2 tRNA genes are annotated in these 491 nt (G+C 41.8%); both read left to right on the top strand.

From position 1 onward, the window contains the following. Nucleotides 1–118 precede the first annotated feature (118 nt). A tRNA-Ile gene (locus KDU71_RS22845) sits at nt 119–195 on the top strand. A gap of 83 nt (nt 196–278) precedes the next feature. Next, nucleotides 279–352: transfer RNA gene (locus tag KDU71_RS22840), tRNA-Ala, on the top strand. Nucleotides 353–491 lie beyond the last annotated feature (139 nt).

Below are 491 nucleotides of genomic sequence, written 5' to 3'. Positions count from 1 at the left end.
TGGAACACCTCCTTTCTGGAGATATTTTGATAGCCGATTTTAGGCTTTCATTTTTACCGAATGTACTATTCATTTTTACAGCGTCAAGCAATCCTGAGGGATAAGACGACACTGCAACAGTCCCGTAGCTCAGTTGGTTAGAGCACTACACTGATAATGTAGGGGTCGGCAGTTCAAGTCTGCCCGGGACTACCATTGCAAGATGTGAGAGAAGAGAAAAGAGAGATGAGCGAGCCGCTGATAACTCAATACTCAATACTCATTTCTTTTTAAAAAATGGGGGATTAGCTCAGCTGGCTAGAGCGCCTGCCTTGCACGCAGGAGGTCATCGGTTCGACTCCGATATTCTCCACATTTTTTTTCTGATACAAAGGTATTAGAAATTATTTACTGACAGATATAATGGTTTTTAAGTTGGTTCGATTCCAACGATATCACAAGCTATAGGCCATCAGCTATAAGCTGTAAGCAAAAGCAAAAGATCTTTGACA

This window comes from Carboxylicivirga sediminis, from assembly GCF_018156225.1.
GTDB classification, from domain to species: domain Bacteria; phylum Bacteroidota; class Bacteroidia; order Bacteroidales; family Marinilabiliaceae; genus Carboxylicivirga; species Carboxylicivirga sediminis.
Note: the sequence above shows the minus strand (reverse complement) of the source record. Positions and strands in the feature narration are given on the sequence as shown.